We start from the raw sequence: 26,356 nt of genomic DNA, 5'->3' as shown, positions 1-26,356 counted from the left end.
TATATGCCAAGCATGCCAGTTATGCCCATGAAAGTCGACTCTCAGCGTGGTGTCGCGCTACTTACCATTTTATTACTAGTGGTTAGTATTACGGTGGTCGCAGGGGCGATGCTTGCCAGCCAAAAAATTGCGATTAGACGCAGCGGTTTGTTGTTTGATCAAAACCAGCTCTTACAAGATATCGATGCCGGTCAGCAACTAGCGGTTACGATGATTCGTGCCGATGCTAATCTAAATGACACTGATAGTACGCAAGATATCTGGGCAAAGCCTATACCCCCTTATACCTTGGGGACACATAGCGTTGGCATTGAAATACGTGATGAAGCCAGTCGCTTTAATATCAATAATTTATATCAAAACGGCGCAGTCGATAATAATGCTTTGGCAGTATTGCAACGGCTATTAACCCAATTGAATTTGGCGCCAGATATTGCTATTGCTGTTCTTGATTATCAAGATGCAGACAGTGAGGTTTATCAAGATGGCGGTGATGAAAGTACGGTTTATAACCAGCAGTCTAATAGCTCAGTGGATAACGATTTACCCAATCAACGATTGGTCAATATCGATCAGCTACAAAATGTGAAAGGCATCAACGCGGAAGTATTGGCAGTGCTACGACCTTATATCACAGTAGTGCCACATTATTTACCTATTAATATGAATACAGCCAGTCCGGTGATACTTGCTGCTCTGATCGACGGCGCAACTAGCCAGCAAATGCAAACCATCGTTGACCTGCGGGAAAAGCAAGTATTCGAGTCTATTGATGAGATATGGCAGCTGCCAATATTAAGTAGTTTAAATGAAAAGCAACGGAAAGCACTAGCGCCACTCTTGGCGGTTGATAGCCAAGCTTTTACGGCACTTATCACTGCTACGGATAATGCAACTGTTGGTCAAGCAAGACAACGCTATGCAACCATCATGATTAGCAAGACTGCTACTGATGTTATGGAAAATAGCAATAACGGCGATAATGCTAATAGCAATAATAAAAACGCTGATAACAAAACGCCCAAAGAGGTTCGCGTGGTGACGCAACGACTTTGGGCATTTCGACCGAATTTTTGATTATTATCACTAAACGATAATCATCAAAAACAATCAAATATATGTCTTATTAATCACTTAAATGAGTTTCTTCAGTAGATTTCCAATTATAAGCGCCATAAAACAACATCTGTGCTTGGCGCGTACAATTATGTAGCATCAGCTGCTTTCGTTGTTCAATTTCAGCCAAGTCGACTTCATCATCATGATCTTCAGTATAAGTCAGCTCTAGCCAATCAATGATCCAAGAAAAAAACATATTGACCCCAGCCTCAGCCAGCAGTCTACGATCATAAGTATTAATGTGTGTAAAAGCAGGCTGTAACGCCAAATCGTCTGCTAAGCTTCCCCCATGCTGTTTGATAAGCTCATTGATGGCTTTACGGACGGCGTCCGAGCCACCATAGCGCTCACTGACCAAAAACTGCCAATAGTAGGGTTGCTCACTGACCATATGCAAGAATAGCTGAATACTTTTGGCAATTTGACGCTCAAAGCTGCGTTTACGTCCAATATGCAAACTCTCACTCAAAGTGGCTAATGTACCACCTAGCTCTTCAATCACCAAAGCGCGACCGAGCGATTCCATATCATCAAAATGGCGATAAAATGCGGTCGGCACGACACCAACCTCGCGCGTGACTTGTCTGAGGCTAATAGAGCTAAAAGATTGTCCTGTCATACATAAATCGAGCACTGCATTAAAAAAGGCGTGCCGAGTTTGAAGTTTTTTTTGTTCGCGACTGCTCATAATATTTCAAAATTAACTGATAGAAGTCTATCATACTCATTTCATTGCAAAAATACGAATGAAATACGCTTAAATGTCGCTTTTAAACAACAGTTCCCCAATGTCCTTGTAGCTCTTGGGCCAATCGATAAGCTTCATGGTCGTTCATGCCCGTTATAAAGTCTAAGACATTGAGCATATTTTGATAAATATTATCTGTTAAAACACGGTGATGCTCATCAAGATGGGGCTTTAACAACATGAGCAAACGCTGTTGTTCAAAGGACATCGGTGTGCTTGTCTCATTTGTCCAAGCTAACGGCATAAAAGCATCCAACAGGCGATGCAGACATTGATTGGCCATTAGCTCCATGCGCACTTTACTTGGGTGGTTAAAGATTTTTTCACGTGCTAACTCTTTGGCTTGGGTAATACCATGCTGAACGGTCGCATCACAATGGGTAAATAGACTGCCTTGCAGTGTACCCGCTAGCATCGCATCACTATTATCAACAAACGCATCGGTGACGGTGTTGACCAATCGCATCATTGCCCGTGCACGTAGTGATGCCAGATGCTGCCTGACGGACATATGTGTAGGCAGGCTGATAGTGCTAGGACGCTCGCCAATCAGCTCATAGAAGATAGCAGCCACCTCATTGTAGGTAAGCATATTTAGATTGATACCATCTTCTAAGTCTATCAGCGCATAACAAATATCGTCAGCAGCTTCCAACAAATAGGCGAGGGGATGGCGAGCATAACCGTCATGCTGCTCTGAGCGAGGTAGATTCAAGCAGGCTGCTAACTCTTCTAACTGTACGGCTTCACTATAAAAGCAGCCAAATTTCTGCGCCTTAGCTGATATCCTGCTGTGCGGAGTACTTTTATGACTGCTTTGAGTGTCATTATTACTATGCGTCGCAAGCCAAGGGTATTTCATAAACGCGCCTAGCGTGGCACAAGTCAAGCGCATACCACCTACATCAGGGTGATGCTCATTACGGATGAGTATACGAAATCCTTGCGCATTACCCTCATAAGCCAACAAGTCTAATTGCTCATTGCTGCTCATATTTTGCAGAATGGTTTGACGTTCAGAATGCATAAACCAATCACGAATGGCGTACTCTCCCGCATGCCCAAAGGGTGGATTGCCGATATCATGGGCGAGGCAGGCTGCTTGTACAATCACACCCACATCAGCTGGCGTGACACCATCAGGTAAACCACCTTCTAGTTTGTCATGTAGCTTCTCAGCTGCCATGATCCCTAAAGAGCGCCCAATGCAAGAAACCTCTAGCGAATGTGTAAGTCGGGTATGAATGCCCAATTGATTTGTCAATGGATGGACTTGGGTCTTTTGATTGAGTTGACGAAAGGAATGCGAAAACACCAATCGGTCATAGTCTTTATGAAAAGAAGAGCGCGCAGTATCTTGAGCAGGGGCTTTTTTCTGACTGCCTAAACGCTGGGCACTAAATAGTTTTGCCCAATGGCTACGGCTATTAAGTGGTTTATTAATAGGAGCGATCATGGTCCATAATCCTTTATTCTTATTATTTAACGGCTGTCGCTCCCAGTATAATAAAAAAAGCCAGCATCAAGGCTGGCTTTTGGTTGTTCTATGCTAAGACTGTGTAAACATGCTGTCTAGTATTAAAGGTTAAGCATTAAACATTAAAACGGAAATGCATCACATCGCCATCTTGTACGATATAAGTCTTGCCTTCTAAGCGTGATTTACCGGCAGCAGCAGCACCTTTTTCGCCGTTATGTTCGATAAAGTCGTCATAAGCAATCACTTCAGCACGAATAAAGCCACGCTCAAAATCAGTATGAATCACGCCAGCTGCCTGAGGTGCGGTTGCGCCAACAGCGACTGTCCATGCACGCACTTCTTTTACGCCAGCGGTAAAGTAAGTCTGCATATCAAGCAAATCATAACCACCACGAATCACTTGGTCAAGACCGGCCTCAAGCATGTCCATTTCAGCCAAGAAGTCTTTTTTATCATCTTCATCAAGCTGGGCAATTTCAGATTCGATTTGGTTACACAATGCGATAACGATAGAATCTTCGCCAGTGGCATAGTTGCGTACGGCATCTAAGTAAGGATTATTCTCAAAGCCGTCCTCAGAGACGTTAGCGATATACATGGTAGGCTTCAGAGTAATTAAACCATAACTTCTGATTAATTTTTTCTCATCAGCATCAAGATTGGCGGCGCGTGCGGCTTGACCTTCTGCTAATAACGGCTCGATTTTTTTGAAGATATCAAGCATGGCGCCAGCGTCTTTATCACCGCCTTTGGCTTTTTTGGTCAAGTTAAAGATCGCGCGCTCAACCGCTTCTAAATCGGCTAATGCCAATTCAGTATTGATGGTCTCGATGTCGTCGATAGGGCTAACGCGACCATCAACGTGTACGACGTTGTCATCATCAAAACAGCGTACCACGTGCGCAATCGCATCGGTCTCACGAATATTGGCTAAGAATTGGTTGCCCATGCCTTCGCCTTTTGACGCACCAGCGACCAAACCTGCGATATCAACAAATTCCATCGTCGTTGGTAACACGCGTTCAGGGTTGACGATATCAGCGAGTTTCTTTAGGCGTGGGTCAGGTACAGGAACGATACCTGTATTGGGATCTTTGGTACAAAATGGAAAGTTTTCAGCGGCGATACCCGCTTTGGTCAAGGCGTTAAACAGGGTGGATTTACCCACGTTTGGTAGACCGACGATGCCGCAATTAAAACCCATAACATGCTCTCAATATATTGATAAAATCAGTTGATATAAGACTTAGTAAAATAGTAAATCAAAATTGGGCGTATTGTAGCAAATTTAACCGAATATGGGTGAGGTTGTTATACTGGTTAATTGGAATTTCATCGAGCAGTATTAGCTGCCTTTTTGGTTCTCATTATTATGCTAAGCTACTGTAGTTGAAGCACTTCAAAATAGACAACGATAGGGTGCTTTTGTTGACAGAATAGCATTCATTAACTTCTATTTCTCTCTTTAGACATTTAGACTCCTGATGGTTTTTATACATGAATAGTCTAAGTCGATAAAAGCAGGAGATTTCTACTGTTTTTGTGAGAGCGGATAATAACTGATTCGATAAGCTTGGAGCGTTATTCCATATTCAATCCATTTCTTTTTATAAAGCGGTTTTAAATCACTTTACTTATCTAGCATAGCCCTTAGAATAAATGAATAAACTATTAGAAATAGGAGCACTTTAAGGTGCGATTGACCAATTACAGTGATTATGCACTGCGCTCGTTAATATATTTGGCGACTAAGCCCGAGCCGACGCTATTGGCAAATATCAGTGATATTGCCAATAGCTATCATATATCTAAAAGTCATTTGACCAAGATTATCCAGCAGCTCGGACAGCTTGGTTATATCGATAGTGTGCGCGGTAAGAATGGCGGTATTCGCTTAGCGCACGCGCCAAAAGACATTAATTTGGGTGAATTGATTAAAAAGATAGAGCCGGATTTTGCTTTGGTTGAGTGCTTTTCTACAAACTCATTGGACAGCTCGATCGCTGATATTAATAGTGCTGTAATAAATGATGAAAAGAACGCTAGCGTTAACGATATGTCATTAAAACTGATTGATGAAACTGTAAGTCATATAGCTTCAGGCTGTATTATCAGTCCGGTCTGTCAGCTAAAACAGGTGCTTGCTGAAGCGTTGACAGCATTTATTGCCGTGCTTGAACGTTATACATTAGCAGACATTATCGAGAATAAGGATGAGCTTGCAGCATTATTATCATAATTGTCATAACATATTTTCTCGCTTTTGAAAGGCAATTTAAATAAGACAGGATGTTGTGATCTACTTAGCATCATTGTGAAGTTACTATTAATAGTATGCCATTCTAGTGAAAATTATTTAAATTAACTTCAAGATTATTAAAGAGTCATACTATAAAATGCGTTTGCAAAATGAGCGCATCAGCTGTTATGGCAGTTATGTTATTAACAGGTTACTCAAGTTTAGATATGGTTAGCAACGCCACTCAAGACAGTACCATACAAGTTGCCCCGACGCTGCAAACAGGGTTTCGCGATAAAAAAGGCTACCTATTTTGGTAGCCTTTTTTATCGTTTATCCAATCAACCATTACGCGTTTTCAAGCTTAGGTCGTGCTTTTGCAATCGCCTTTAATAATGCTTTCTCAAACTCACCGTCTTTAAACTTTACTAAATATGAATGCGCTGCGCAAAAGTTGCGTACATCGCGCCAGTCATCTGCCAAGTTACTTGCCCAATCACAATACTCTTTACCAGCGTTCGGCTCATTCTTTAGTGCTTTTTTGGTAGTAGGATGTAGCAATAATTCAGGTAACACTGCTTCTAATAGCTTTGTCGGCGGACTCATAAAAGTATCATCGACGTGTAAGCTTTTACTGGCAGGATGGAATGCCAGCAGCGAACCTGCATGAATCATCTCATTAGGTGCGATATAGTGAACCCCTTGTGACAATGAGAACTTAAGCTCAGGATAACGCTCAGCGACCGCATCACTTTCGACCAAATCGTCTGCCCATTGCACTTCAGGTACTTTTTTATGATGCCGACTACTGCCATAAAAAGTCGCTTGCGGAAAGTCTTTTGCCATTTGCGCGCAATGGACAGTATGAAAGGGGTGCAAATTAAGTACCGCTTCGACATCTTGTCCATTATTAGTCAATGCCATCACTTGCGCTCGTACGTCATCAGTCAAGGTATAGCTGTCTAAAAAAACAAATTGTCCAGAGGCAAGTTTAACCAATGAGCATTGTGTACCGATATTCAGCACACCGCCTAAACGAAACGTACCACGAATGTTCCAAAATCCTGCACCCAAATCTATGATTTTATCGCTCATTAATACTCGTCCTTATGGTTTATTTTTTTAACTATTTTAGTGGTTATACGGCTGCTGATATATAAACGCTTATGCCTATTTATAGATATACAAAGTTTGCCATAAAAAAGATAGCAGGATGTGTATCAATATACGAATGTAGAAATGTATTGATTTGATGTTGTGTTGGCACCGGATCGAAAGTTTGAGTTGTTTACTCTGCTAACAATTTGGTAAGTAATTCATCTATTTCCGCTTTAAACTCTTTATCTTCGATTTTATTCGCGGTAATTTTTGCGTTCTGCAGGCTGGTAATTGCAGCTTCTTTTTGCCCCAATTCAACTTGGATAACTGCCATAGAAAACGCAATGGATGACAGATGATCTTTTGAGTTGATGGCTTTGGCTTTTTCAAGTGCCTTATCATAAATGACCAACGCTTCATCTAACTCTGCAGTGAAGTCGGCTAGCGTTTCCCATTGCTCTGGATGGTCTTTATCAGTATTTTCATTATCGACACAAATCGCTTTTAACTCGCTATATAGCCAATTAAAGGCTTCTTGATGTCCTTTTCTATCGGCTTCTAGTAGCTTTTCAGCCAAGGTATAAACGGACTTGTATATTTTGGTGTTAATCATGACTTACATCCTTTTTAAAATTAAGCATAGAGTTTTAGGCAACATATGGCTGAAATTACGGGCAACACTGTAGGTAAAATACGGACAAATCGTTATTTTAACATCATTTGTGTTACTGCTGAACGCCATACATTGGAAGGGACTGTAAAATAGCACCCTACCTGCGCTGACTCAAGAGACGATTGAGTTTATCCACGGTTTATTATTGAGCGCTTTATAAGCCGTTTTTATAGTTATAGGCTTCTATTTTCAGGCTATTGCCATCATGGTGTTGAATGCTGTTTTGTAACATAGCGCAACCTGTGTTTGTTATGTGCTGTGATAAAATGCAACTTAACTTCTTTGAGAATTATTGGCTTTGGAACTCAGCTGATTTAATGAATAATACTTTAATGGAAAATACCTTGATTAAAATTGCCTTCATTAAATTTTTTTGATATTAAGTCATGATTTTTACAGTTATTAGATTAGATATTTTGTGTACTATTGCCGTATTCCTATCACCCACGCCCAATTAGCCTAAGCTAAATGAGCCTTTTTATAGTCAGTACTCTTTTGAATAATCATATAAATAACAACACGACAAAGATACTCTTTGATTCGCCTTCATGGGTGCTGAAGTTAACTATTGGTTTGATTGGGATGTTCGCCTTTTTGCAGGTGTATTCTATTCAAGCGGTATTGCCAGTATTGATGGTAGATTTTTCAGCGACTGAAGTGCAGGCAGGGATGGTTGTTGGCGCAACAGTGATGGCGATTGCCATTATGTCACCGTTTTTAGGGATGCTATCTGATGCGGCCGGGCGCAAATCTTTTATCGTTGGGGCATTGTTGTTTTTAGCGATACCTACTGCTTTAATCGCCCAAAGTCCTAGTATTGGCTGGCTTGGTATGTGGCGCTTTATGCAAGGATTGTCTGTGCCAGGCATTACGGTTGTGACCATTGCCTATATCGGTGAAGAGTTCGAGGGGCGAGCTGTCACAGAGCTGATGTCATTCTATGTCTCAGGCTCGGTACTTGGCGGCTTTATGGGGCGGTTCTTACTGGGGCATTTGCATGAATATATTGGCTGGCGTGCAGGCTATTATGTGATGGCAGCGATGACGCTTATCGGTGCACTATGGGTTGGCAAGATGTTGCCATCGTCGCGGCATTTTGTAGCCAATCCAAATTTTCGCTCAGCGATGCAGACGCTTGGTGAGCATTTGACCAATCGTTATGTGGTAACCGCATGTTTGCTCGGTGCTTGTGTGCTTTTTTCGCTCGTTGGTTGCTTTACCTTTATCAATCTACATCTTGCTGGCACGCCTTATGAGCTCAGCACTGGCGCGCTTGCCAATATTTTTGCGGTGTATTTAATCGGAGTGATTATCACGCCATTGTCGACAACATTATTACGTCGATTTGGGGCAGCACGCACCGTTCGAGTGGCAGTGATTTTTTCGATGCTTGGTGCGTTATTAACGCTGGTCACGCCATTATGGGGCATTATTATTGGGCTTGCCATTATGTCGTCAGGCGTTTTTGTTACCCAAGCGGCAACCATTAGCTATATTGCCGTCAATGTCAAAAACGGACGTTCATTAGCTTCAGGTTTATATTATATGGCTTATTATGCGGGCGGCACGATGGGCGCATGGCTGTGCGGTATCGTTTATGCACGTGGACAATGGTCATTAACCGTTTGGCTATTATTATTTGTACAAGTATTGGCACTTTTGGTCGCAAGTTTTGGCATGATAAAAACAAAACCGCGTCCTGCTTAATGCCAGACAAGCTAACACCAGACAAACCAACATAAGAGATAAAATAAGCTATCACAAGCTAAGCAATCGAGAAACGATTATTTTCGAACAATGAGTATTGTGCCACTTATGTGTCATGCCTTTACATGAGGCTGGTTTTTTCTTACTATCAAGAGGTTATTGATAAAAACATCACCATGTAATCACGACTGATATCCAATCAATTGGTTTTTATCTGCACTAAAAAATACTATAAACAAGGACGTCAAACTTATGTCAAATATCTATCACAGTGCGCCATCCGCCTATGATTTTCCGCTATTGGTTAAGCAGTTATTAAACCGCGCCAAAACCGTATCACAAGATCAAGAAATCGTTTATGCAGATAAAAAACGTTTTACTTATAAAGACTTATTTAACCGTATCAATCGTTTGGCAAATGTTTTAGACGGCTTAAACCTTGATGCTGGTGATGTGGTTGCTGTGATGGATTGGGACAGTCATCGCTATCTTGAATCCTACTTTGCCGTACCAATGTCAGAGTATATTTTGCAGACGGTCAATATTCGTCTATCACCTGACAAAATCCTTTACACCATTAATCATGCGAAACCAAAGGTGCTGCTACTCAACTCTGAATTTGCGCCGTTGGTCAAAGATTATCAGTTTGAAAACTCCAGCATTGAGCATATTATTTGGTTAGATGATAATGGTGTGACCTCTGAGGGCGTATTCGGGGGTAACCAGAACCGTGTCAAAGGTGAATATGAGGCGCTACTTGATGCTGCTGATGACCATTTTGATTTCCCAGATTTTGATGAAAACACCATTGCTACAACTTTTTATACCTCAGGTACGACAGGTGATCCGAAAGGCGTGTTCTTTAGCCATCGTCAGTTAGTACTGCATACCCTGACGGAAGCAGCGTCGATTGGTATGTTGCCAAATAAACAAGGCGTCAGCTATGGTGATGTCTATATGCCAATGACCCCGATGTTCCATGTCCATGCGTGGGGCTTTCCGTTTACAGCTACTATGACAGGTCTAAAGCAAGTATATCCTGGTCGTTATGCACCCGATTTGTTGATGGATTTGATTATCAATGAAAAGGTCAGCATCACCCACTGTGTACCGACAATTTTGCAAATGGTACTCAAAGAAGCGCAAGACCGCGGTGCCAGCTTTAATGGTCTAAAAATGATTATTGGTGGTTCACGATTGACAGAAGGCTTGGCAAAAGCGGCGATGGATCAGGGTATTGAAGTTTATACCGGTTATGGGATGTCGGAGACCGCACCTCTAATCAGTCTGACTGACTTTAGCCTCAATGAGCCGCAGCTGAGTGAAGAAGAGGATATTGCTCGCCGCTGTATGACGGGTAAGCCTGTACTTATGGTTGATGCTCAAGTATGGGGAGAGAACAATCAGCCAGTTGGTACAGGTCAGGATAATACTGGCGAGCTGGTATTACGCGCACCGTGGTTGACCCAAAGCTATTTAAAAAATGATGACGCTGGCAAAGAGCTGTGGGAAAACGGCTACATGCATACTCAAGACATCGCTTATATACGACCTGATGGCTATATCAAAATCACCGATCGCTTAAAAGATGTGATTAAGTCAGGTGGCGAGTGGATATCTTCACTAGAGATTGAGACGATTCTATCGCTACATCCTTCGGTGGCGGATGTGTCTGTGATTGGGGTACGTGATAAGCAATGGGGCGAACGTCCATTAGCATTGGTAGTACTCAAACCAAATTGCCAAGATACCAAAGTTGATGACATCAAAGCGCTGGCAGAGCAGGCAGTGGCCCGTGGTATCATTCCAAAATACGGTATACCTAGTCAGTTTAAGTTTGTAGATGAACTACCAAAGACCTCTGTTGGTAAACACGATAAAAAAGTGATGCGTGAGATGTATGCCAATCAGAGCGAGGTATAGTTTTTTTGAACTAACTCAACTATTAAGCAGATAACAGGCTTAATAGTTGACCTTTATGATTGGCTCTGCTACATTTTAAACCGATACACACTAAATCGATACGTAGTGTATCGGTTTTTTTGATTTAGTAAGGATAGCTGGCCGGGATAGCCAGTCTTATATTATGATATTATCGGACAAATCACATCGCATTACCCATCATTTATGCTAAGGACAGCTATTATGAGCGCGCAAACCGCCACTGCAGTGACCAATCAAATGTCAGCCCCAACATTTCAAGCACTAAATACGACTCAAACCTTTGCTGAGATTTATCAGTCTTCTATTGAAAATAAAGAAGAGTTTTGGGCTGAGCAAGCCAAGCGTATCTATTGGCATAAAGAGCCTGAGCAAATCCTTGATGACAGTAATTTGCCATTTGCGCAGTGGTTTGTTGGCGGCGAGACCAATCTTTGCTATAACTGTGTCGATCGTCACCTTGAAGAACGTGCAGAACAGGATGCCTTTATTTGGCTGTCATCAGAGATTAATCAAGAACTCGTAGAAACCTATCCTGCTGTAGTCGATGCTTTTAAAGACTTGGGTAATAACGTTGAGTTCTATACCGACTACACCAAGCGCCGCCTGACTTATAACGACCTTTATAAAGAAGTGAATTATTTTGCCGATGTATTAAAGCGTTACGGTATTGAGAAGGGCGATCGTGTCATCATTTATATGCCGATGATTTTAGAGGCCGCTTATGCAATGCTCGCCTGTGCGCGTATCGGTGCAGTGCATTCGGTGGTATTTGGTGGCTTTGCTGCCCATAATTTAGCCATTCGTATGGATGATGCTGAAGCAAAAATGGTCATCACAGTGGATGCAGGTTTGCGTGGTGGTAAAGTCGTCAACTATAAAAACCTTGTCAATCAAGGTATCGAGCAGGCAACCACTAAGCCTGAGCATGTAGTAGTGGTCAATCGTGGTATTTTGCCGTTTGACGTAAAAGAGCTAGATGTGGATTATGCCACTGAACGCCGTATCAGCTGTGAAGCCAATGCTATCGTCGAGCCTGTATGGCTTGAGTCTAATACGCCATCGTATCTGCTTTATACCTCTGGTACGACGGGCACACCAAAAGGCGTGCAACGTGATACCGGTGGTCATGCAGTAGCACTGACCACATCGATAGACTATATCTACGACGGTAAGGCAGGCGAGACGTTTTGGGCGATATCTGATATCGGTTGGGCCGTTGGGCATTCTTATACCATTTATGCGCCATTGCTTGCTGGCATGACCAGTGTTATGTATGAAGGCTTACCGCATCTACCAAACCCTGGTATCTGGTGGCGTATTGTGGAGGCCAACAAGGTCAATATCTTATTCACCGCACCAACTGGTGTGCGTATGCTGAAAAAGCAAGATGAGACATGGATGACCCGTTACGATGTCTCAAGCGTCAAATCCTTCTTTTTGGCAGGTGAGCCACTAGATGAGTCTACTGCCAGCTGGCTGACCAAGCATTTGGGTGTACCGATTTTAGACCATTATTGGCAGACAGAATCAGGTTGGCCTATTCTGAGTAATACTCCTAGGTTCGCTGATAAACCGCACAAACAAGGCTCACCTGGCTATCCTATGTATGGCTACGATGCGCAGGTCATCAATGAAGAAACTGGCGAGCCGTGTAAAGCGGGTGAAAAAGGTTTACTGGCGATTCGTGCGCCCTTACCACCGGGTTGTTTGACCACAGTTTGGGGTAATGATAAGCGCTTTATTGACAGCTACTTTAGCTTAGCGGATAGCAATCAATATTCGACATCGGACTATGCAGTCGTTGACGAGGACGGTTATTTTCATATCCTTGGTCGTACCGATGATGTCATCAACGTCGCCGGTCATAGACTGGGAACCCAAGAGATTGAAGAGGCAATCAGTATGCATGCAGAGGTCGCAGAGTGTGCGGTCGTGGGTATTCAAGATGAACTAAAAGGCGAGCTGCCGATTGCTTTTTGCGTGTTAAAAGATCATGAACTGGTGGCAACCACTGAAAACCGCTTTCGCCTTGAGCAGCAAGTGATCGGTGCGGTGGTGAAATCCTTAGGCGGTATCGCGCGACCTGCTGCGATTTATTTCCCGCAAGCATTACCAAAGACGCGCTCTGGTAAGATATTGCGCCGTGCTATTCGGGCGTTAGCAGAGGATAAACCCACTGGTGATATGTCTACCCTTGATAATCCAACGGCTATTGATGCGGTCAAGCAATCTATGAAGGATTACTAGGCGCATTTTCAGGCACGTTTTAAAACTACCTTTATCTAAAAAAGCTCATGAATGCTCATGGGCTTTTTTATTGTCGTTAATAGCTTATGGATTATGGTATATAAATCGGACATTAACGTTAACTTTACTAAAAGCAGCATAAAGAGCTTGACCCTAAAATTGTTTTATTGTTATAGTCAATAACGATACGAAATAAATCATTTTAAAATTATATGACAGAATGATAAATTTTAAGTTTTTAAATTTAGAGTTTTAAAACTCAAAGTCTTCAAAATTCTAAGCCGTCACCTAATGGCGGTCTTACAAACAAGATAAGGATATCTTATGCACCACGTCAAGCAGCTCATCAATGGTCAATTTGTTGATTCTAATACTAGCGAATGGATTGATATTACCGATCCTGCCACTCAAGAAGTCATTGCCAAGGTACCGCAAACGACAGACGATGAAATCAATCAAGCAGTCGCTGCCGCTCAAACGGCTTTTCAAACGTGGCGTAAAACACCAATTACCACTCGTGCTCGTATCTTTTTAAAGTACCAAGCACTGATTCGCGACCATATGGATGAATTAGCAGAGATCTTGACTGCAGAGCAGGGCAAGACCATTGCTGATGCGCGTGGTGATGTATTCCGAGGTTTAGAGGTAGTCGAGCATGCAGCAGGCATTGCAAACCTGCAGATTGGGGACTTTGTTGAAAACGTTGCATCAGGTGTTGATACTTACAGTATTTGGCAGCCACTTGGTGTTTGTGCAGGCATTACGCCGTTCAACTTCCCAGCGATGATTCCACTGTGGATGTTTCCAATGGCGATTGCCACGGGTAATACTTTTATCTTAAAACCTTCTGAACAAGATCCGATGGTGACCATGCGTTTGGTTGAACTTGCGGTTGAAGCGGGTGTGCCTGAAGGAGTGCTAAACGTCGTACATGGCGGCAAAGCCACCGTTGATGCGATTTGTGATCATCCTGATATTAAAGCAGTTTCTTTTGTCGGTTCGACCAATGTCGGCAAACATGTTTATGAGCGTGCCAGTCAATCAGGCAAACGTGCTCAGTGTATGATGGGCGCAAAAAACCATGGCGTTATCTTGCCGGATGCCAATAAAGAGCAGACTCTTAATCAGCTAGCAGGTGCCGCATTTGGTGCTGCCGGTCAGCGTTGTATGGCACTGTCTGTCGTTGTCCTTGTCGGTGCTGCTGGTGAGTGGATTGATGACATCAAGGCCAAAGCAGAAGGTTTAATCGTCTCAGCCGGTAAGCACGATAAAGATTTGGGTCCACTGATTTCTCCTGCAGCAAAAGCGCGTGTTGAGCATTTGATTGGTACTGGTGTAGAAGAGGGAGCCAGTCTATTGCTTGATGGTCGTGGTATTACGGTTGAAGGGTATGAGAAAGGCAACTTCGTTGGTCCAACTATCTTTGATAACGTCACAAGCGACATGCAAATTTACAAAGAAGAAATCTTTGGACCTGTACTGTGCATCATGCGTGCCAATAGCTTAGATGAGGCAATTGAGCTGCTCAATGCCAACCCGCATGGTAATGGTACCGCTATCTTTACTCAGTCAGGGGCTGCCGCGCATAAGTTCCAGCAAGATATCCAAGTCGGTCAAATCGGTATTAACTTGCCAATTCCTGTGCCACTACCGATGTTCTCGTTTTCAGGTTCACGTGCTAGTAAGCTTGGTGATTTAGGTCCTTATGGTAAGCAAGCAGTGCAATTTTATACCCAAACCAAGACCGTTACAGCGCGCTGGTTTGATGATGAAGCAAGTCGCGGTGTTAATACGACTATTTCAATTTAACGCTGAATCACCTATATTTGCATTGACGCTTTAATATACTCTATTCAGCACAAGGATGACCCCATGGATTTTTCATTGACCGATGACCAAATCGCCTTTCGACAAACTGCTAGACAGTTTGCACAAAAAGAGCTAAAGCCCAATGCTGCTGAATGGGATCGCACTTCGCATTTCCCAATTGATGTCATCAAAAAATCAGGCGAGCTTGGCTTTTTAGGGTTATATACCAACCCTGAGTATGATGGCTTGGGCTTGCCGCGTTTAGATTCTGCCATGGTTTTTGAAGAGCTAGCATGGGGTGATACCGCAGTAGCTGCTTATATGAGTATTCATAATATGGCAGGCTGGATGATTGGTGAGTTTGGTAGCGATGTGTTGTGCAAAAAATATTTGCCAAATATGGTCAGTGGTGAATGGCTAGGCAGTTATTGTTTGACGGAACCTAATGCCGGTTCTGATGCTGCATCGCTACGTACCAAAGCCGATAAGCAAGGCGAGTATTATGTTCTTAATGGCGAAAAAACTTTTATCTCAGGGGCAGGTTCCACCGATGTGTTAGTGGTTATGGCACGTACGGGCGCTGCAGGACCCAAAGGCATCTCAGCATTTGTGGTTGATGCCGATAGTGCTGGTATTGAATACGGCAAAAATGAGCATAAAATGGGCTGGAAAGCGCAGCCAACACGGACGATTAGCTTTAAAGATGTCAAAGTGCCAGTAGAGAATCTCATCGGCGAGGAAGGTCAAGGTTTCCGTATCGCCATGAAAGGGTTGGATGGTGGCCGGATTAATATCGGTATCTGTGCAGTAGGGACGGCGCAAGCGGCGCTTGAGACAGCGACCAATTATGTACAAGAGCGCAGCCAGTTTGGCAGCCCGATTGCCAGCTTACAGTCGGTACAGTTTAAGCTTGCTGATATGTTGACTCAAACCATCACGGCACGGCAAATGCTGTATTTAGCAGCGAACAAAGTTGATAATAACGATGCGCAAGCCTCTACTTATTGCGCGATGGCAAAGCGCTTATCGACGGATTTGTGTTTTGATGTCGCCAACGAAGCTCTGCAACTACACGGTGGCTATGGCTATCTCAATGAGTATCCGCTTGAGCGTCATGTGCGAGATTTGCGTGTGCATCAGATTTTGGAAGGCACCAATGAGATTATGCGCGTGATTGTCTCGCGTCAGCTATTACAAGACGATGCATTGAGCCAACTGCGCTAACCTATTTATATGAATAAAATGATTTTATGATAAGGATGTTTGCTCATGACGGATTATACCAACTTAAAACTATCGATTGATGGTCATACTGCAACGCTAACACTGAATAACCCACCTGCTCATACATGGACAATGGGCAGTCTCAAGGCGCTTAAGCAACTGGTCACTGACCTCAATACCAACGACGAGGTATATGCACTAATTGTTCATGGCGATGGTGAGAAATTCTTTTCAGCGGGCGCCGATCTAAATAATTTTGCAGATGGTGATAAAGGTCGCGCGATCAGTATGGCGATAGCCTTTGGTGAAGCGTTCGAAGCATTGTCAGCCTATCGCGGCGTGAGCATTGCAGTGATCAATGGCTATGCGATGGGCGGTGGACTTGAGTGCGCACTCGCTTGTGATATCCGTATCGCAGAAGATCATGCTCAAATGGCATTACCTGAGACGGGCGTTGGCTTGTTGCCGTGTGCCGGTGGTACCCAAAATCTAACCGCTTTAGTAGGCGAGGGTTGGGCAAAGCGCATGATATTATGCGGTGAGCGCGTCGATGCCGAGACTGCACTACGCATTGGCTTAGTCGAAGAAGTTGCTGCGAAAGGTGAAGGATTACAAACAGCACAAGCATTGGCGCAAAAAGCTGCTAAACAATCACCAGTTGCAGTCAGTTATTCCAAAACACTTATTCAAGCAGCAAGACACACGCCGCCTGCGCAAAACCTTATCCATGAGCGTGAAGCCTTTGTTAGATTGTTCGATACTGAAGATCAGCGCGAAGGTGTGCAAGCATTTTTAGAGAAGCGTAAGCCTGTTTGGCAAAATAAATAAACGCCATAAAATCAAACTTAATGATACTATTTTTCTTTTAATATTTGTAGGTCACATTTATGACAGCAGCTATAGAAGGCATATCAGACGCGCCGGTATTATTCAGCACCGAGCCGACAGATTGTGGTCACCTTATTGGGATAATGACGTTAAATATGCCCAAATCTCTTAATGCCTTGAGCGTTGAGATGTGTCAATTGTTATCGCAACAACTAGAGCAGTGGCAAGGTGATGAGCAAGTAGTGGCATTGCTATTAAAAGGCGCGGGCGATAAGGCGTTTTGTGCTGGCGGTGATATTCGTAGGTTATATGACAGTATGTCAGCAACAGCGCCTATGCCAAATCCTTATGCGACAGATTTTTTTGGTCATGAATATCGTCTATACCGCCAAATGCACTTTTATACTAAGCCATTAATACTATGGGGTGACGGCATTATTATGGGCGGTGGCATGGGATTGATGTCAGGTTGCAGCCATCGTCTGGTCACCGAGCGTACCCGCTTTGCGATGCCAGAAGTGACTATTGGGCTGTTCCCTGATGCTTCTGGCAGTTGGTTTTTGCAGCGTATGCCAGCCAAAGCAGGTTTGTTCTTGGGGCTAACGGGTGCGATGTGTAATGGCAACGATGCAATGTTGGCTAACCTTGCAGAGTATGCTGTCGCCAGTAGTCACTATGATGCCGTCATACAAAGTTTAAAACAGAGCGATTGGCAGGTTGCAGCTAATAGTACGGATAAATGTGACAACAATAGCGCCCATAGTATCGTGAGTCGAGCATTGGCGGCGCAGCCTGTTGCTGAATTGCCTACTAGTAAGCTTGCGCAGCATTGGTGTGCTATTCAGCAGCTAATGAACAGGGGCGGTTTGGGTGATATCGATGCGCTATTACAAAGTGATGAGGCGCTCATAGAGCTCGATGCAGATTTTGCTGCCGACAGTTGGACACAGCGAGCCATTGCAACCTATCGACATGGCTGTCCAGTGACTGCGGCATTGACCTATGCGCTATATCATAAGGTGACGGATTTATCGCTAGAGCAAGTTTTGTACCTAGAGACCAATGTCGCTGTACATTGTGCGGCTAACCCTGATTTCAAAGAAGGCGTACGTGCGTTATTGATTGATAAAGATCGGACGCCAAACTGGTCTCGTACGTTAGCGGACTGCTTGAGCGCAGAGGGACAAGATTATATCCAGCAGCATTTTACCAATCCATATGCTAAAGGCGAGCATCCTTTAGACGATTGGCTTAGCGCTGCTGCATTGGGTAATGAAGCGGTTCGCTAACCAGATATTTAGCATCTGATTTAAGCCAACTTAACTGGATTAAGTGACTAGATTAAGTGAAATTTGAAAAATTAAAACTAATTGCATAATCAATCATCAAGGAGCGATGAGATGGCTACAAAGGATACAGGTTCAAGTAGTACAACTACGACTGATAATGATGGTAATACGGCAAAGCCAAATATTGCCTTTATTGGACTAGGTAACATGGGCGGTCCAATGGCAGAAAACTTGTTAAAGGCAGGTTATACGCTTTCGGTTTATGATTTATCTGTAGAGGCGACCGCGCGCTTGCAACAAGCGGGTGCCCATGTAGCAGAGAGTCCGAAAGATGCTGCTCAAAATGCTCAGGTGATTATCAGTATGTTACCTGCTGGCAAGCATGTCCATTCTGTCTATCTAGGAGAAGGTAGCTCTGACAGTCTACTTTCAGACTTACCAAAAGGTACTTTGGTTATCGATAGCAGTACTATAGCAGCTGCTGATGCTAGGAAAGTAGCAGAAGCTGCAAGTAAGCTTGGTATTGATTTTTTAGATGCGCCAGTCTCTGGCGGTACAGGGGGCGCTATCGCTGGCACATTGACCTTTATCGTTGGTGGAGACGATGCAGCCTTTGCCAAAGCTGAACCGATACTGGCTGTAATGGGCAAAAACATCTTTCACGCAGGCGAGCATGGTGCAGGACAAGTAGCTAAAATCTGTAATAACATGCTGCTTGGAATTCTGATGGCAGGAACGGCAGAGGCGATTAATCTAGGCGTCAAAAATGGTCTCGACCCAAAAGTGCTATCCGATATCATGCTACAAAGCTCCGGTCGTAACTGGACGCTAGAGGTCTACAACCCTTATCCGCAAGTGATGGAAAATGTCCCATCGAGCAATGGCTATCAAGGTGGCTTTATGAGTAAGCTGATGCAAAAGGATCTTAACCTTGCCATGCAAACCGCTCAAGATACGCATGTAGAGACACCAATGGGCGCTAAAGCAACTGAGCTTTATGCCGCGCATACCATCGAGAATGGCGATAGAGATTTTTCTAGCATTATGGCGCGTCACGACAGCTCTGTATTGTCTTAAATTATCAAGCACACAAATAAAAAAGGTCTGCATTATGGTAATAGTGCAGACCTTTTTTGACTTATTTCTAGTTTATATCAAGGCATTTAACTTGGCAGCTCATAGACCAGAGACTGAATATCTTGCGCCGCTTTTTGCAGTCGTGGCACATAGGTTAAGAGGCCATCTAAAGACACCCGTATGGTCGGTGCATGCAGATATAGCGAAGCAAGGTAGCGTGATTTCCTATCCCTTATCGGTACGGCGATTGCCACCATCTCAGAGATAAACTCTTCGTTATCGATACCTATGCCTGTTTCAGCGATACGATCAAGCTCAGCGTTTAATTTGTCGATATCAGTGATGGTGTTTTTAGTGAACTTATCTAGTGATAAATTTTGTAGTATTTTTTCGCGGCTTGCACTCGGCAACTGACTTAAATACAGCTTCCCAGTCGCTGTACACCACATTGGCGACTTTGCGCCCACTGGTAAATAAATCTGTATCGGCAAGGTCGTTTGTGCGCGGTTGGTATAGATCATATTCATGTGATAAGGAACACCGATACCGCAGGTTTCTTTTAACTCATCGACCAGTTTTTGCAAAATCATTTGACGTTCATTAAAGAACAGTCGCTGCTGCCAAAGCTCAACACCCAAATTGCGTACACGTTTACCCGGTATAATACCGCCGCCAATATCAATTGTCACAAACCCTTCATCAACCAGATTTTGAATCAATCGATGAATGGTTGGCTTCGGAATATCAAGCTCCTGCGATAGCTCTAGTGGCGAAATCGGCTTTGAGGCATAAGATACCGCCTCAATAATCTCTAGCACACGGGTAATCGATGATACTTTAGGCATATAAATGACTCAGTAATAATAAAAAAACAAAGCAAGTAGTTGTATCGTAATAGATATAATCGCCTCTAAAAATAGAGCAGAACAGTCAAGGCGATAAGGCTAAAAATGGATAAGTATAAAAGCCTACAGTAATTGGCTTACTGACTCTAATTTAGCACAATATAACCCTTAGACAAGCCTACCTCTCATTATATAGTAACGTATTTACATTGCGTGGATTTATAACAAAATAATTATCTGAGAATTTTTTGGTTTTCTTAGCAATATTAGATACGTTCAGTCACAAAGTACAACAATCTGTAGTAATTAACTCCATAACTGTTATTGCGTTATTTCTCAAGATGCTTCATCATGCAGACATATTTTGTAATACCTTTACATGAGCGTTAAGCATTCCAATAATCATGTGTAGGCTGCGCGGTGGCTTTAATAGCATTGTGTAACAAAAAGGCGAAGTATTGCGGGCTGGTGTAGTAATTATTACAATATCTATGCAATCTTTACATAATGGTAAATAAAAAGTGCGTCTTTAGGGGTGACTTTTTGAGCCAAAATTGTTTTAATCCTCGCATCAAAATGATTGTTTAAAAAAGTTAGTATTTTCATTTTTTTATGGGCGCGTTATTTCATACTTTAGGAGAGTAATTATGAAACTTATTCAATTAACAGCAATCACTGCTGCCGTTTTAGCCTCAACTGCTGCTCTTGCAGCTGATCCAGTTATTGTTATTGATGGCAATGACGCTGTTGTATACGAAGCTGAGCCAGTAGCAGTTGCTTATCAAGCAGACGCTGGTTATGCCTATAATGCAGATGCTGGTGTGTTACGTAACACCACTGGTGCAGTTGTTGGCGGTACTAAGACTTTCTTCCAAACTGTTACTCATCCAGCAGCGATCAGTGCTGAAGCTGGTACTTTAGGTTATGGTGCTAACATCGCTTGGGGCTTAAACGACAAAACTGAAATTCAAGCTGGTTGGGCAGGTGGCGATGCTGCTGAATTATTCGGCGGTGACTTTGATGCTAACGATGTAAACTACGATGTAGATACTGACTTTAGCAACCCGTACCTAGGCGTCCAATTACGTCCTATGGCGAACTGGTTCACTATGGGTGCTGGTATCATCGTTCCTGATAACGAAATCACTGCCACAGCTAATGCAAGAGATGCTGGTCCTAATGGATATTATCCTGTAGATGGCAAAAAATATTTTGTTGGCACTCCTACAAATGGTGACTATGATGCTTCACGTGGTGACCAATTAAATGTTGGTAGTGTTTCAGCTGATTTAGAGCATCGTAATAAATTAGCTCCTTATGCTACTATTGGCTTCCGTCCTAATATCACTAATAACTTTGGTTTATTCGGTGAGCTAGGTGCAGCTTATATGGGTAAAACGACTGCTACTGTTAATGCCACTGGCGCAAACGGTGCAGCTGCTGAAGCTCAAATTAAGAAAGAATTGGAAGACGAAAAATTTCTTGAGTGGTTGCCAATTGTTAAAGTTGGTGCAACTTACCGCTTCTAATTTAATGACAGTCTGAGTGCTGTTGTTAACAGAAGAATAAGTATAAAAAGACGATCCTTTTGAGGGTCGTTTTTTTATGTCTAAAATAAAGTAATAAATATCATTTATTATCATGTATTTGAGATTTATCAATAAACAATAACAGTTTGCTGTGAGGAAATAACAGAGATGCGATAATTAGTCTTATCGTCAGTCAGAGTAAGCAAGGGTAGGGTTTCTATAGGCTGATTGAGTAAATCGTAAATGATGGCGGAATAATCCATGCCTAAACCTTGGGCAAGCGTATATTGATGTATCTTAATAAAGCTCTCTTTTATTTGCCACAGCCATCTTATGGCAGAGTTACGCTGTATCATTGGCAATGCTTGCAAGATAGCCAGCTCTTTTGGATGATAGAACCGCTTTGCTACCTGCCATTTCACGGCATTGACTTCGATATCAATACCCGAGGGACGATAGCGACTGATAACGACAGCGACCTTGACGTATGGTATGTCTGAGTTTTCTATATCATTTTGTATTCGAGTAGCATTTTTATTATTGCCATTGGTATGGCTAAAACACACATAATATTGGCTATGAGTGAGTCGATAAGGAAAATTTGATTCATCTAAACAATCGACGATATCCAGTCTTTTGAGCAATGCCTGCAATAATAGCCTTACACCTGCACGTTGCTGCTGGCGCTGATGACGAGCAATCTGAGGAGCAGATAAGTGAGCATCGGCTGCTTGATCATAGTAAGGCTGGATAGGGCGCACTTGAGCAGTCGCACACCATGTCATTGTCATGGGGTCGAGCTGAGTATAGAGAATATCGTGTAGCATTAAGTTTTGCATAGTCTGTATACTGTAGAAACTTATGGTTTATATCGCGATTTATCTTAGCCTAACAAAAAGCCCAACAATAGGCTTGTTGGGCTTTTGAATGCTTATAATGTCTTATGCTATGTGCTTAGTAAGACAGTTCAGCACGGCGGTTTTGGGCATAGGCATCTTCGTTCGTACCGGCAGCAGCAGGACGCTCTTCGCCATAGCTGATGACACGGATATTATTTGCTGCAACGCCTTGTGCTGCAAGATAATCACGTGCTGCTTGGGCACGGCGCTCACCCAATGCGATGTTATATTCACGGCTACCGCGCTCATCGGTGTGACCCGCGATAACTACGCCTGCATTTGGGTTAGATTTTAACAGACCTGCGTGTTGGTTTAAGACACCTGCAGATTGTGAAGTAATCGCACTGCTGTCAAAGGCAAAGTATACAACGGCTTGGATGTTCTCAGCACCGGTAATAACTGCATTTGAGTTGTCTACGATAACTGCACCATTGTAGCCAACTTGACCACCTGGGATACCCAGTGGGGCAACGACGACTTCAGAAGTGGCGCGCTTGGTGGCACAACCTGATGCTAGAACAACAGCGCTTGATAATACAGCGAGGGCAGCGATTTTTGAAAAACTGGTTGACATAATAAGCTCCAAAAATTTTAATGAATTAGATTTGTTGTTGTAAACTGCTTACGATAAAACTTAGGCAATTGCTATCTATAATATACTAAATGTTACTTTATGTAAGTACTATTACTGTAAATAATGCTAGAGTTTACAAATAGATATAATGCGCATTACGCCAATATTTACGCCATTATATAGGGATTCTTACCATCGTTACCTTTCTTATTTTAATTTAGTAGTCACCTTGAAATTTGGCGCTTTAAGTCAATGTATTTAGGTATCTTACATAGGTATTGCGACAGTATCAAAGTGTCGCTTAAGTCTTGCTATAAAGGCTGTTATAAATATAACCATCATAAAAAACAATAGGAATCTATATGTCTACCGCTGAAAACGATGCACAAATCATCAATGCTGAAATGCCTGATGTACCTCTCCATGCGCCTAGTAAAATCAATTTAAAAGACTATCAAAAGCCAAGCTTCGATGTTGAAACTGTCAGCTTAGATATCAAGTTATTTGAAGACCATGCACAGGTAGATAGTACTCTAAAGATGGTACGTCAAAGCGCAGGCGATATCGTTTTATTTGGTGAAGATTTAGAGCTGTTGGCTTTGTCTATGAATGGTGAGGCATTGAGTGCTGAGCGTTATGAGCTGTCAGCAGGTAAGCTTACGATTAGTGATGCTCCTGATGAGGTGACATTGGCGCTACAAGTGCGTATCTGTCCACAGACCAATACTGCCCTTGAGGGGTTTTATATGGCGGGCAGTGGTGATGAGACGATGTTTGTCACCCAGTGCGAGCCGGAAGGTTTCCGTAAAATTACCTTTTATCCAGACCGCCCTGACGTACTCGCGATATTTACCACTCGCCTTGAAGCAGACAAGCGCTATCCAACACTACTAGCCAATGGTAATTTGGTTGAAGCGGGGGAGATGATCGATGCGCCAAACCGCCATTATGCGATTTGGCATGATCCGACCAATAAGCCAAGCTATCTATTTGCTTGTGTGGTCGCTGACTTGGATGTATTAGCGGATAGTTATACGACCAGTGAAGGTCGAGAAGTCTTACTTGAAGTATATGCAAAGTCTGCCGATATCGATAAGTGTGATGTTGGTATGCAGGCGCTCAAAGATTCGATGCAATGGGATGAAGTTAATTACGGTCGTGCTTATGACTTAGATCGTTATATGATCGTTGCAGTCAGTCAATTTAATATGGGTGCGATGGAAAATAAAGGGCTAAATATCTTTAATACTGCCTGTGTATTATCAAGCCCTGAAACCACGACTGATACTCGTAGCTTTAGCGTAAAAGCTATTATCGCCCATGAGTATTTCCATAATTGGACAGGCAATCGGATTACTTGTCGTGATTGGTTTCAGTTATGTTTAAAAGAAGGCTTTACCGTCTACCGCGATCAATCGTTTTCAGCGGATCAGCAATCAAGCGCGGTACAACGTATCGATGACGTCGCGACTTTGCGTGCCCATCAGTTTGCAGAGGATGCAGGACCACTTGCCCATCCTGTACGTCCTGAGAGTTTTGTTGAGATTAATAATTTTTATACTACCACCGTCTATGAAAAAGGCGCTGAAATTGTCCGTATGATAGCCAATACCTTGGGCGCTGATGATTTCCGAAAAGGGACGGACGAGTATTTCCGTCGTTATGATGGTCAAGCGGTCACGGTTGAAGACTTTTTATCTGCGCTTAGTATTACTAACGGTAAAGTAGAAGAATTTATCGATTGGTATCGCCAGCCAGGTACGCCAGTGGTGTCCGGTCATCAAGACTATGATAGCGCCACGCAAACATTAATCATTACGTTGAGTCAGCAAACCCGTCATGTGAGCGGCTTTGATGCGCCAAAACCCTTGCCTATTCCAGTTGCAACGGCATTATTCGATAAAGAAAGCGGCAAAATTATTGCTGAGCGTATGTTGCTATTAGACCAAGCCAAACAAACCTTTACTTTTGAAGGCGTAAGTGCTGAGCCTGTGGTGTCTTTGCTACGTGATTTTAGTGCGCCTGTACAGCTGAATTACGATTATCAAGATGAAGATTTGGCATTTTTACTTAAACATGAAACCAATGGCTTCAATCGTTGGCAAGTGACGCAGATGCTGGTCAACCGTATTTTGTTGCCCACCCAAGGCACAAAGAGCAATCCTGATGTTTATCTAGCGGCATTGGCGCAGACATTGCCAGTGCTCGCAGGTGAAGATGCAATGCTAGCAGCGCGTTTACTTGATATTCCATCAGCTCAAGAGTTGGCGGCTGCTATTCCTGAAGATTATGATCCAGAAGTGGTCAAAGCGCAGCGTGAAGGTTTGTATCAGCAGCTAGCAGAGGCGTTAAAAGATCAATGGGAAATGCTTTACAAGCAACTGCCATTGCACTCTTATGAAGACAGTGCAGAAGCTCGTGGTGAACGGGCACTACGTAATGTGGTACTCGATATGGCATTGAGCGCAAACGTGGAAGGCGCTGTAGAGTGGGCACAGCAGCAGTATGATAATGCCAGCTGTATGACGGAGCGTTTTGGGGCACTAAAGGCCATGGTCAATCATCAAGTGGCAAAGGCTGATGAGTACTTGGCAGATTTTTATCAGCGTTTTCAAGCCGATGATTTGGTGATTGATTTGTGGTTTAGTGTCCAAGCATCTGCTGACAACGTCAATGCTGATGTTATTAAATCACTATTAGCACATGATGATTTCGATTGGAATACGCCCAATCGCGTACGTTCAGTCATCAGCGCTTTTACCGCGCAGCCAACTGCATTATGGACGCAACAAGGTTTGGATATCTATACAGACGTGATTAAGAAACTAGATGATTCTAACCCGATGATAGCCTCGCGCCTACTACAAGTATTGGCACGTTGGAATACGTTAGCTGAGCCACGCCGTCAAATGGCTCATTTGCAGCTGCTTGATGTGCAGCAGCAAGTATCCTCTAAGCATGTGCATGAGAGTCTAAGCAGTGTGCTGGGTACAGCGACTGCATAGAGCTGTCTTAAAAAACTAAAGT

General features: G+C 43.2%; 21 protein-coding genes. 13 read left to right on the top strand and 8 right to left on the bottom strand.

Annotation, left to right across the window (positions count from 1 at the left end; all coding sequences use genetic code 11):
* The first annotated feature begins 3 nt into the window (after positions 1-3).
* Positions 4-1,077, top strand: a complete 1,074-nt coding sequence (gene gspK / locus PSYCG_RS07670; protein ID WP_020443674.1) for a type II secretion system minor pseudopilin GspK — start codon at positions 4-6, stop codon at positions 1,075-1,077.
* Positions 1,078-1,126: 49 nt separating this feature from the next.
* Here the strand turns inward: gspK and PSYCG_RS07665 are convergent, their stop codons facing one another.
* From PSYCG_RS07665 to ychF, 3 genes are all read right to left on the bottom strand, one after another.
* On the bottom strand, positions 1,127-1,807 hold the full coding sequence (locus PSYCG_RS07665) for a TetR family transcriptional regulator (protein ID WP_011513857.1): 681 nt from the start codon (positions 1,805-1,807) through the stop codon (positions 1,127-1,129).
* A gap of 82 nt (positions 1,808-1,889) precedes the next feature.
* Positions 1,890-3,323 (bottom strand): deoxyguanosinetriphosphate triphosphohydrolase, encoded by a 1,434-nt coding sequence (locus tag PSYCG_RS07660; protein ID WP_020443673.1) that lies wholly within the window; start codon positions 3,321-3,323, stop codon positions 1,890-1,892.
* A 136-nt stretch (positions 3,324-3,459) separates the two neighbouring features.
* The gene (ychF, locus tag PSYCG_RS07655) at positions 3,460-4,551 is read right to left on the bottom strand and encodes a redox-regulated ATPase YchF (RefSeq protein WP_011513855.1); all 1,092 of its coding nucleotides are present in this window, start codon (positions 4,549-4,551) and stop codon (positions 3,460-3,462) included.
* A gap of 489 nt (positions 4,552-5,040) precedes the next feature.
* Here ychF and PSYCG_RS07650 point away from each other — a divergent pair, with 489 nt between their 5' ends.
* A complete protein-coding gene (locus tag PSYCG_RS07650; RefSeq protein ID WP_020443671.1) occupies positions 5,041-5,586 on the top strand; it encodes an Rrf2 family transcriptional regulator in 546 nt (181 codons plus the stop codon).
* Positions 5,587-5,756: 170 nt separating this feature from the next.
* Positions 5,757-5,906 (top strand): hypothetical protein, encoded by a 150-nt coding sequence (locus tag PSYCG_RS13430; RefSeq protein WP_020443670.1) that lies wholly within the window; start codon positions 5,757-5,759, stop codon positions 5,904-5,906.
* A gap of 28 nt (positions 5,907-5,934) precedes the next feature.
* Here the strand turns inward: PSYCG_RS13430 and PSYCG_RS07645 are convergent, their stop codons facing one another.
* Together PSYCG_RS07645 and PSYCG_RS07640 are read right to left on the bottom strand one after the other, a co-directional pair.
* Positions 5,935-6,681: a hypothetical protein gene (locus PSYCG_RS07645; protein WP_020443669.1), complete on the bottom strand. Its 747-nt coding sequence runs from the start codon at positions 6,679-6,681 to the stop codon at positions 5,935-5,937.
* A 193-nt stretch (positions 6,682-6,874) separates the two neighbouring features.
* Positions 6,875-7,297 carry a hypothetical protein gene (locus PSYCG_RS07640; RefSeq protein WP_020443668.1) on the bottom strand — a complete coding sequence of 141 codons (423 nt, stop codon included), beginning with the start codon at positions 7,295-7,297 and terminating at the stop codon, positions 6,875-6,877.
* Between the two features lie 528 nt (positions 7,298-7,825).
* Here PSYCG_RS07640 and PSYCG_RS07635 point away from each other — a divergent pair.
* The 8 genes from PSYCG_RS07635 to mmsB all read left to right on the top strand — a co-directional run bounded on the left by PSYCG_RS07635 (position 7,826) and on the right by mmsB (position 19,482).
* Complete coding sequence (locus tag PSYCG_RS07635) at positions 7,826-9,064, top strand: MFS transporter (protein ID WP_041772270.1); 1,239 nt, start codon at positions 7,826-7,828, stop codon at positions 9,062-9,064.
* A 252-nt stretch (positions 9,065-9,316) separates the two neighbouring features.
* Positions 9,317-10,987: a fatty acid--CoA ligase gene (locus tag PSYCG_RS07630; protein ID WP_011513850.1), complete on the top strand. Its 1,671-nt coding sequence runs from the start codon at positions 9,317-9,319 to the stop codon at positions 10,985-10,987.
* A 222-nt stretch (positions 10,988-11,209) separates the two neighbouring features.
* Complete coding sequence (locus tag PSYCG_RS07625; RefSeq protein WP_011513849.1) at positions 11,210-13,255, top strand: propionate--CoA ligase; 2,046 nt, start codon at positions 11,210-11,212, stop codon at positions 13,253-13,255.
* A gap of 324 nt (positions 13,256-13,579) precedes the next feature.
* A complete protein-coding gene (locus PSYCG_RS07620) occupies positions 13,580-15,064 on the top strand; it encodes a CoA-acylating methylmalonate-semialdehyde dehydrogenase (RefSeq protein WP_011513848.1) in 1,485 nt (494 codons plus the stop codon).
* A gap of 63 nt (positions 15,065-15,127) precedes the next feature.
* Complete coding sequence (locus PSYCG_RS07615; RefSeq protein WP_020443665.1) at positions 15,128-16,288, top strand: acyl-CoA dehydrogenase family protein; 1,161 nt, start codon at positions 15,128-15,130, stop codon at positions 16,286-16,288.
* Positions 16,289-16,333: 45 nt separating this feature from the next.
* Entirely contained in the window at positions 16,334-17,116 is a 783-nt protein-coding gene (locus PSYCG_RS07610; protein ID WP_020443664.1) for an enoyl-CoA hydratase, read from the top strand.
* Between the two features lie 59 nt (positions 17,117-17,175).
* The gene (locus PSYCG_RS07605) at positions 17,176-18,405 is read left to right on the top strand and encodes an enoyl-CoA hydratase/isomerase family protein (RefSeq protein ID WP_020443663.1); all 1,230 of its coding nucleotides are present in this window, start codon (positions 17,176-17,178) and stop codon (positions 18,403-18,405) included.
* Positions 18,406-18,516: 111 nt separating this feature from the next.
* The gene (gene mmsB, locus PSYCG_RS07600) at positions 18,517-19,482 is read left to right on the top strand and encodes a 3-hydroxyisobutyrate dehydrogenase (RefSeq protein ID WP_020443662.1); all 966 of its coding nucleotides are present in this window, start codon (positions 18,517-18,519) and stop codon (positions 19,480-19,482) included.
* An 86-nt stretch (positions 19,483-19,568) separates the two neighbouring features.
* On the opposite strand, the gene PSYCG_RS07595 is transcribed toward mmsB, so the two are convergent.
* A complete protein-coding gene (locus PSYCG_RS07595) occupies positions 19,569-20,327 on the bottom strand; it encodes an IclR family transcriptional regulator (RefSeq protein WP_020443661.1) in 759 nt (252 codons plus the stop codon).
* Between the two features lie 647 nt (positions 20,328-20,974).
* Between PSYCG_RS07595 and PSYCG_RS07590 the strand changes: the two genes are divergently transcribed.
* Positions 20,975-21,856 carry a hypothetical protein gene (locus PSYCG_RS07590; protein WP_020443660.1) on the top strand — a complete coding sequence of 294 codons (882 nt, stop codon included), beginning with the start codon at positions 20,975-20,977 and terminating at the stop codon, positions 21,854-21,856.
* A gap of 128 nt (positions 21,857-21,984) precedes the next feature.
* On the opposite strand, the gene PSYCG_RS07585 is transcribed toward PSYCG_RS07590, so the two are convergent.
* Positions 21,985-22,695: a 4'-phosphopantetheinyl transferase family protein gene (locus PSYCG_RS07585; protein ID WP_041772268.1), complete on the bottom strand. Its 711-nt coding sequence runs from the start codon at positions 22,693-22,695 to the stop codon at positions 21,985-21,987.
* A 115-nt stretch (positions 22,696-22,810) separates the two neighbouring features.
* Positions 22,811-23,329: a peptidoglycan-associated lipoprotein Pal gene (gene pal / locus PSYCG_RS07580; RefSeq protein ID WP_011513840.1), complete on the bottom strand. Its 519-nt coding sequence runs from the start codon at positions 23,327-23,329 to the stop codon at positions 22,811-22,813.
* Positions 23,330-23,733: 404 nt separating this feature from the next.
* Between pal and pepN the strand changes: the two genes are divergently transcribed.
* Positions 23,734-26,334 (top strand): aminopeptidase N, encoded by a 2,601-nt coding sequence (gene pepN, locus PSYCG_RS07575; protein WP_041772571.1) that lies wholly within the window; start codon positions 23,734-23,736, stop codon positions 26,332-26,334.
* Positions 26,335-26,356 lie beyond the last annotated feature (22 nt).

It is taken from the genome of Psychrobacter sp. G (assembly GCF_000418305.1).
GTDB lineage: Bacteria > Pseudomonadota > Gammaproteobacteria > Pseudomonadales > Moraxellaceae > Psychrobacter > Psychrobacter cryohalolentis.
Note: the sequence above shows the minus strand (reverse complement) of the source record. Positions and strands in the feature narration are given on the sequence as shown.